Origin of the sequence: Caenispirillum salinarum AK4, from assembly GCF_000315795.1 — a bacterium.
GTDB classification, from domain to species: Bacteria; Pseudomonadota; Alphaproteobacteria; order Rhodospirillales; family Rhodospirillaceae; genus Caenispirillum; species Caenispirillum salinarum.
In genome coordinates this window covers 42,063-49,298 of record NZ_ANHY01000001.1, presented here as the reverse complement: position 1 = coordinate 49,298, position 7,236 = coordinate 42,063, and the positions used below count along the sequence as shown (strand labels likewise).

Annotated in this window: 8 protein-coding genes; 7 read left to right on the top strand and 1 reads right to left on the bottom strand. The window is 69.3% G+C overall.

What is annotated here, in order from left to right:
- The 5 genes from C882_RS00155 to C882_RS00135 all read left to right on the top strand — a co-directional run.
- Nucleotides 1-304: hypothetical protein (locus tag C882_RS00155; protein ID WP_456059063.1), on the top strand; the 304-nt coding region annotated here is incomplete at its 5' end.
- 91 nt (nucleotides 305-395) lie between these two features.
- Nucleotides 396-1,958, top strand: coding sequence for a fused MFS/spermidine synthase (locus C882_RS00150; RefSeq protein ID WP_009538484.1), 1,563 nt, complete (start codon nucleotides 396-398; stop codon nucleotides 1,956-1,958).
- Between the two features lie 122 nt (nucleotides 1,959-2,080).
- Entirely contained in the window at nucleotides 2,081-3,400 is a 1,320-nt protein-coding gene (locus tag C882_RS00145; protein ID WP_009538483.1) for an ATP-grasp domain-containing protein, read from the top strand.
- A 77-nt stretch (nucleotides 3,401-3,477) separates the two neighbouring features.
- Nucleotides 3,478-3,960: a c-type cytochrome gene (locus C882_RS00140; protein WP_009538482.1), complete on the top strand. Its 483-nt coding sequence runs from the start codon at nucleotides 3,478-3,480 to the stop codon at nucleotides 3,958-3,960.
- Between the two features lie 5 nt (nucleotides 3,961-3,965).
- On the top strand, nucleotides 3,966-4,475 hold the full coding sequence (locus tag C882_RS00135; protein ID WP_009538481.1) for a c-type cytochrome: 510 nt from the start codon (nucleotides 3,966-3,968) through the stop codon (nucleotides 4,473-4,475).
- An 80-nt stretch (nucleotides 4,476-4,555) separates the two neighbouring features.
- Here C882_RS00135 and C882_RS24485 read toward each other — a convergent pair whose 3' ends face one another.
- Nucleotides 4,556-4,828, bottom strand: coding sequence for a hypothetical protein (locus C882_RS24485; RefSeq protein WP_009538480.1), 273 nt, complete (start codon nucleotides 4,826-4,828; stop codon nucleotides 4,556-4,558).
- Between the two features lie 190 nt (nucleotides 4,829-5,018).
- Here C882_RS24485 and C882_RS22695 point away from each other — a divergent pair, with 190 nt between their 5' ends.
- Together C882_RS22695 and glgC are read left to right on the top strand one after the other, a co-directional pair.
- Nucleotides 5,019-5,804, top strand: a complete 786-nt coding sequence (locus tag C882_RS22695) for a Crp/Fnr family transcriptional regulator (protein WP_009538479.1) — start codon at nucleotides 5,019-5,021, stop codon at nucleotides 5,802-5,804.
- Nucleotides 5,805-5,919: 115 nt separating this feature from the next.
- Nucleotides 5,920-7,173 (top strand): glucose-1-phosphate adenylyltransferase, encoded by a 1,254-nt coding sequence (gene glgC / locus C882_RS00120; RefSeq protein WP_009538478.1) that lies wholly within the window; start codon nucleotides 5,920-5,922, stop codon nucleotides 7,171-7,173.
- Nucleotides 7,174-7,236: the final 63 nt, after the last annotated feature.

The window sequence follows — 7,236 nt, the reverse complement described above, 5'->3', positions numbered from 1 at the left end:
AGCGGCCCCCTGCGCTGCCGGCGCGGCCGCGCCGTGCTCGGCCGGAGCCGCACCGGTGGCCGCCCCGACGCCGGCCAAGGCCGCACCCCCGCCGCGGATCGCCGGGCAGGACGGCCCGCGGATCGCCGGGCAGCCGTCGTCCCAGGGGCCGCGCATCGCTGGCCAGCCATCGCAGGCGCCGCGCATCGCGGGGCAGCCAGCGGCCGAGGCGCCGAAGCCGCGCATCGCCGTCAAGCCGCAGCCGGCCGGCCAGGATGACTCCGATCCCGGACCGCGCATCGCCGGTCCGGCCGCGACCGACTGACCTTCCGGAGGAACCCATTGCGGCGCAGATCGGTTATGCTGTGCGGCCAGACTGCCGCCACCGCCACGATCCTGCGCCGGAAGGGAGTTCCATGACCGCCAGCCGCACCGTCATCCGCGCCCTGCTCTTCGTCACGGGCGCGGTGACCATTGCGCTTGAACTCATCGCCTCGCGCATCCTGACGCCTTACGTCGGCGGCAGCCTGTACGTGTGGACGGCCATCCTGTCGATCACGCTGCTGGCGCTGGCGGCGGGCTATCACCTGGGAGGACGGTGGTCGCGACTGGCTGCCCGCGACCGGCTGTTCGTGCGGTTCCCGGCTGGGACGGCGGTGATCCTGTGCCTGACGGCCTTCCTGTTTCCCATATTCCTGCCGAGCATCGCCTATCGGGACGCCCTGACGGGCGCGTTCATCGGCGCGACGCTGCTGCTGGCCCCGACGCTGGTGCTTCTGAGCGCCATGGGACCGCTCGCCGTGGCCCTGACGGCGTCTGAGCACGGCGACCGGGGTGCGGGCGCGGTGTTCGCCATCAGCACGGTCGGCTCGGTCGCCGGGGCCCTGGCCGGCGCCTTCCTGCTGCTGCCCTTCATGGCGCCGGCGGCGACGCTGGTGGTGCTGGCCGCCGTGCTGGCGAGCGCGTCGGTGGTGGCGCTTGCGGCGGTGGTGCGCGACCGGATGACGGTGCTGGCCCTGCTGCCGGCCTCGGTCGCCGCCGTGGCGCTGGTGGGGGTGACGCTGTTCAACCCGCCGGACAGCCGGCCCCTCGGCGGCACCATGACCATGCACCACGTCGACACCATCCGCTCCGCCCACTCCACCGTCGTGGTGGTGGACGTGGCGCACGAAACCACCCCCGGCACCATCCGCCTGTACCTGGAGGAAAACCAGATGCAAAGCGCCGCCGCCCGCGACGGCGCCCCCGGCGGGCCGCTGTTCTACCAGGCGGTCGCCGAAGAGGTGTTGATGGAGATGGTACCCGTGAACGGCCGCATCCTGGTGCTCGGCCTGGCCGGTGGAACCCTTGCGACCACGCTTGCCGACAGCGGCCGTCAGGTGGAGGCCGTCGACATCAACCCGCACGCGCCGGAGATCGCGGCGCGCTGGTTCGGCTTCGACCGCGACCGCATTCCCGTCACCATCGGCGACGCCCGCCGCATCCTGCGCCAGTGCCGGAACGGCGGGCGCGGCGGCTATGACGCCATCCTGTTCGACGTCTTCAGCGGCCTGTCGGTGCCCGACCACCTGATCACGCGGGAAACCTTCGCCCTGGCGGCCGCCTGCCTGGCGCCCGACGGCGTGGTCGTCGCCAACACCATCGTCCCGCCCCGCGATACCCATCCGACCCGCCGCCTCATGGCGGCCATGGCCGAGGGCGTGGGCGCCGACGTCGCCGTTTACGAGGCCGACGCCGACCGCCATAACCGCATCATGGTCGCGGCGCTCGACGGCCGGAAGGTGCCAGCCATTGCGCTGGACGAGTATCCGGTGTCGCTGTTCGGCCGGCGCACCCGCGCCATCGTTCCCGCGCTGGAAACCCGGCAGGAGCTTTCGGACGTGGCGCCGCTGACCGACTGGAGCAACGATTTCGCGCTGGGCATCGCGCGCATGTCCCGCGACCTGGCCTTCTTCCCGATCCCCGAGTCCTGGCACTGAACGTCATCCCGACGGCGTAGCCGGCGCGCTTGCGTGGCAGAAAGGCCGTTGTCACGCCTAAGACCCCAAATTGTGTGCGTTCATGGGCCGTTGGCTTCTCGTGTTCGTTCGGGAGGCGCGCCATGACCCGCCATGTCTTCATCATTGGGCTCGACGACCTGCACCTGGCCGAGGCCCGCTCCATCCGGGGCGCGGAGGACATCGTCTTTCACGGCCTGATTCCATACCACGACATCGTCCACCCGCCCGCCTACGCCATCGAGGCGCTGCTCGCCACTGCGCGGGCGGAGATGGCCGAGGCGCCCTCTGTGGACGCCATCATCGGGCACTGGGACTTCCCGACGACGTCGCTCCTGCCAATCCTGCGGCGCCAGCGCGGCCTGCCCGGCCCGACGCTGGAAAGCGTGCTGCTCTGCGAGAACAAGTACTGGAGCCGCCTCGCCCATGCCGCCTCCGTGCCCGAGTGCACGCCGCCCTTCGCCCTGGTCGATCCCGCCGCGCCCGACGCTGCCGAACGGCTGCCCCTGGCGCCGCCGTTCTGGCTGAAGCCGACGGTGGCGTTTTCCTCGTACCTGGGCTTTCGCATCGAGACGGCGGAACAGTACCGTGACGCCATCGCCCAGATCCGCGACAACATCGGTCTGTTCGCCGAACCCTTCGCACAGGTCGCCGCTCATGCACAACACCCCGACGCGCTTCCCCGCGAAGGCAGCGGCGACGCCTGCATCGCCGAGGGCATCATCGGCGGCGAGCTGTGCACGCTGGAGGGGTACGTGCTGGACGGCGACGTTCAGGTCTACGGCGTGCTCGACAGCCTGCGGGGCTCCAACAACGTCAGCTTCTTGAGCTACCAGCTGCCCTCGCACCTGCCGGGAGAGGTGCAGGCCCGCATGGCCGATGCCGCCGCGCGCGTGCTGCGTCATATCGGGCTCGACGACACCCCCTTCAACATCGAGTTCTTCTGGGACCGCGAGAGCGACCGCGTGTGGCTGTTGGAGATCAACCCGCGCATCAGCAAGAGCCACTGCACCCTGTTCCGGCTGGTCATGGGCGCCTCGCACCACGAGGTGGCGGTGGATGTGGCCTTCAAGCGCCGGCCGGACTTTCCACGCCGCGATGGCCCGTTTCCCATGGCGGGCAAGTTCATGCCTCGCACCTACGGCGATGCCGTCGTCCTGCGCGTGCCGGGCCCGGACGACATCGCCGCCGTCACGGGCGACTTTCCCGAAATGGTCTTGCACATGCACATCTCCGAAGGCATGCGGCTGTCGGACCTGCCGGCGCAGGACAGCTACAGCTTCGAGATAGCCGACCTGTTCATCGGCGCCGCGGACGAGGCCTCCCTGCACGGCAAGTTCCACACCATCATGGACCGTCTGGACTTCCGCTTCTCGGAGGTGGTGCCGACCAATTACGGTCGCGCCCGGGCTGATACAGGTTAAGGAGCCGCCCGCGCCCATGGCCGACCATGAATGCGGGGACGGATGGTGAAGGGGCACGCAACGAAGGGAGGAACGCCATGCGCACCCTTTCACCACGCTCCGCCCCGGCGCTGGCGGTCGCCGCTACGGCGCTTGCGGTTCTGGCCGCCGCTCCGCCCGCTGCGGCGGAGGAGGACATCATCGGCGCCGAGGAATACCGCCTCTCCTGCGCCCCCTGCCACGGCGCCGGCGGCCGCGGCGACGGCCCCGTCGCGCAATACCTCAACACGGAACCCGGCGACCTGACCGGGCTGGCCGAGGCCAACGGCGGCCAATTTCCCATCTACGACGTCATCCGCATGATAGACGGCCGCATGATGATGGAGGCGCACGGCGACCGCGCCATGCCCATCTGGGGCGACCGCTACGACGCCGAAATCCCTGCGGGCGCGCATCCGCAAGAAGCGGTCTTCCGCGACCAGCTCGTGCATGGGCGCATCCTGCAACTGGTCAACTACCTCCAGGCGATCCAGCAGCCGGAAGGCAGCATGGAACGCCTGCTGGGCCCGGCGGAGGAGTAACGGCCATGATCACGCATATCCTCAAGTCAGCCCTGCCCGCCGCCATTCTGGGCGCGATGCTCGCCCTTCCCGCCGGCGCCTCCGAGCATGGGGGCGAGGGAGACGGCATGAAGGCGGCCGGCACCGACATCATCGGCGCCTACACCTACCGCCAGCACTGCGCGTCGTGCCACGGCATGAAGGGCGCGGGCGACGGGCCGGTGGCGAAGTTCCTGAACGTCGACGTGCCCGACCTGACAACCCTGGCCGAGCGCAACGACGGGCGCTTCCCGTTCCTGAAAGTCTTCCACATCATCGACGGACGCCAGACCCTGCGCGCGCACGGCAACGCCATGATGCCGGTCTGGGGCTCGGTCTTCCGCTACGAGGCCGGGGGCGACGAGCAGCCCATCAACCGCATGGCGACGGAAACCACCGTCCGCGGCCGCGTGCTGGAGCTTGTCAACTACATCGCAGCGATCCAGGACCCCGCCGGCGAAACCGGCGGGCCCATCCTGGAGGCCCCGGCCGACTGACAGAAACCACCCCATGCCCGTCGGCCGGGCGCACCGGACCGGGAGCACGCCCGACGGCGGCTCCCGGTCCTTCCATTGCGCTACACCCGCAGGACCTGGAAGGTCGCGAACCGATCCGTCGCGGGGCGGCGCGGAACGTGCGGCAGAATATCGAACAGCGGCCGGTCGCAGGGGCCGACGGCCACCGAGACCCCCGATGTCAGCAGCCGCCGCGCCGAGGCGGCATCGATCCAGCCGCACAGTAGCAGGCTCATGCGGTAGGTGATGAGCATGTCGCACAGTGCATGGCGGTCGCGCGCGTGGTTGCGCAGCCATATCCCGCGGGCGTGCGGGGTCGCGTCGAGAATGGCCACCCATGGCGCCATTTCGAAAAAGGGCGATAGAAACGCGGAGGGTCCTCGCCGATCGGTGAGCGCCGCCCGGCCGCGCATACCACTTCTCCCGAATTTCCGACGGCGCCCCGGAAAGCGCACACTGTCTGGACAAGAAAACCCTAATGAAAAACACAGGCGCGGCACTAACCTGCGTCAACGGAGGCGTCCAATGCCCTTCCCTCGCCGCTGCTACCCGCCCTGCCCGACGCCCGAGATGGCGGGCCTTACGGCGTGCGCGCTGGGAACCATCTGCGCCGACCGGATGAAGCCCGGCGGCGCGCCACGGCGGCCGAGCGTCCGGCGCCTGTCCACGGGTGCCGACCTTGCCGCGCAGGGCGATCCGCTGCGATCGTTGAGCATGGTCATCGACGGCTGGCTGGCGTTCTACGAGTTGCTGGAGGACGGCCGCCGCCAGGTGCTGCACATCGTGGTGCCCGGCGACGTGCTTGTGCCGCCCCACCCTGGCGAAGACATGCCCTACGGCATTCAGAGCGTCACGCCGTCCCTGGTCTGTCTCGCCCCGCCGCCGCCCGCGCACGGTGACACGCCGGCGACAGTGGCCATGATCATGGCCGTGACAAGCCGCAACGCCGCCCTCGCCTACGGCCACCTCACCGCGCTCGGCCGGCGGACGGCGCGCGAGCGGGTCGCCTATCTGCTGGTGGAACTCTATACCCGCTGCCGCGCCGTGATGCCGCCGGATCGCGCGGTGCGCATTCCGCTCACCCAGGCGGTGCTGGGCGACGCCCTGGGGCTGACGTCGGTGCACGTCAACCGCACGCTCAGGCGGCTGCGCGGCGACGGCCTGCTGACCTACGACGCCGGCTGCCTGCGCCTGCTGGACCCCGATCGGCTAGCTGCCGTCGCCTGCCTGGACACCGAGGCCCCGCGGCGCTGGCTGGTTCCGCCGGCGCACCCCCTGACCGATGCCGGCTCATCCGAACGAAGGGCCTGATCGTCCTCGTCTTTTCCGACAAGACCCCTCGGCAGACGCGCGCGGCCGTGGCAGGCTGGTGGTCACGAGTCGCCGCCGGCGGCACGGTGGACGCATGACCGGGAGGATGACGATCATGGACCTGAAGGTTCTCGCGCTGGTGCTGGCCGGCGGCAAGGGCACCCGCCTCGCCCCCCTGACGGCGGAACGCGCCAAGCCGGCCGTGCCCTTCGGCGGCAAGTACCGCATCATCGACTTCGTGCTGAGCAACCTGATCAACAGCGGCATCTATTCCATCTACGTGTTGATCCAGTTCCGCAGCCAGTCGCTGCTGCAGCACCTGCGCGATGGCTGGCAGTTCGGGGGAATGCTGCAGAACCAGTTCATCATCCCCGTGCCGGCGCAGATGCGGTCCGCCGGGGAAACCTGGTACAGCGGAACTGCCGATGCCGTGTACCAGAACTTCAACCTCATCGAGCAGTCGGCGCCCGACATCGTGGTGCTGTTCGGCGCCGACCACATCTACCGCATGGACGTCCGCCAGATGATCCGCTACCACCGCGACAAGGGTGCGGGCGTGACCATCTCCGCCCTGCCGGTGGAGAAGAAGTTCGCCAAGGACTTCGGCGTCATCGAGATCGACGAGGACGGCCGCATCCTCGCCTTCCACGAAAAGAAGCCCGACGCCCCGACCATGCCCGGTAATCCCGAAATGGTGCTGGCGTCCATGGGCAACTACATCTTCGAGCGCGAGCTGCTGCTCGACCTGGTGGGCAAGGACGCCGCCGACCCCCAAAGCTCTCATGATTTCGGCACCAACATCCTGCCGCGGCTGGTGGACAGCGTGCCCATGTACGCCTACGACTTCCAGACCAACCACATCGCCGGCGACCCGCCGGGCGGGACGCCGTACTGGCGCGACGTGGGCACGCTGGATGCCTATTACGAGTCCAACATGGACATGCGCGCCATCGATCCGCCGCTGAACCTCTACAACCGCAACTGGCCGCTGCGCACGGCAGGCTATTCCGATCCGCCCGCCAAGTTCGCCTTCGATGAAGAAAACCGCCGCGGCGAGGCGATCGACTCCATCCTCTCGGGCGGCTGCATCCTGTCGGGCGGCGTCGTCCGGCGGAGTGTCCTGGGCCGGCACGTCTTCGTCCACTCCTATGCCCAGGTGGAAGACTGCATTGTGTTCGACAACGTCGACATCGGCCGGCGCTGCAAGATCCGCCGGGCGATCATCGAGAAGAACGTGAGGATCCCGCCCGACACCGTCATCGGCTATGACGCCGAGGAAGATCGCAAGCGCTACCAGGTCACCGAAAGCGGCCTTGTGGTCATCAAGGGCGAACGCTCGCCGGTGCCGCTGTCGAGCCTGAGCATTTGAGAACGGCCGGCGACCGGCGGTCGGCGGGAGTGGTTGTCCCTTCCGAACCGCGGGGTGTAGAGT

Coding starts and splice junctions, on each gene's coding strand:
- C882_RS00150 (WP_009538484.1), top strand. CDS start 396: ATGACCGCCAGCCGCACCGTCATCCGCGCCCTGCTCTTCGTCACGGGC.
- C882_RS00145 (WP_009538483.1), top strand. CDS start 2,081: ATGACCCGCCATGTCTTCATCATTGGGCTCGACGACCTGCACCTGGCC.
- C882_RS00140 (WP_009538482.1), top strand. CDS start 3,478: ATGCGCACCCTTTCACCACGCTCCGCCCCGGCGCTGGCGGTCGCCGCT.
- C882_RS00135 (WP_009538481.1), top strand. CDS start 3,966: ATGATCACGCATATCCTCAAGTCAGCCCTGCCCGCCGCCATTCTGGGC.
- C882_RS22695 (WP_009538479.1), top strand. CDS start 5,019: ATGCCCTTCCCTCGCCGCTGCTACCCGCCCTGCCCGACGCCCGAGATG.
- glgC (WP_009538478.1), top strand. CDS start 5,920: ATGGACCTGAAGGTTCTCGCGCTGGTGCTGGCCGGCGGCAAGGGCACC.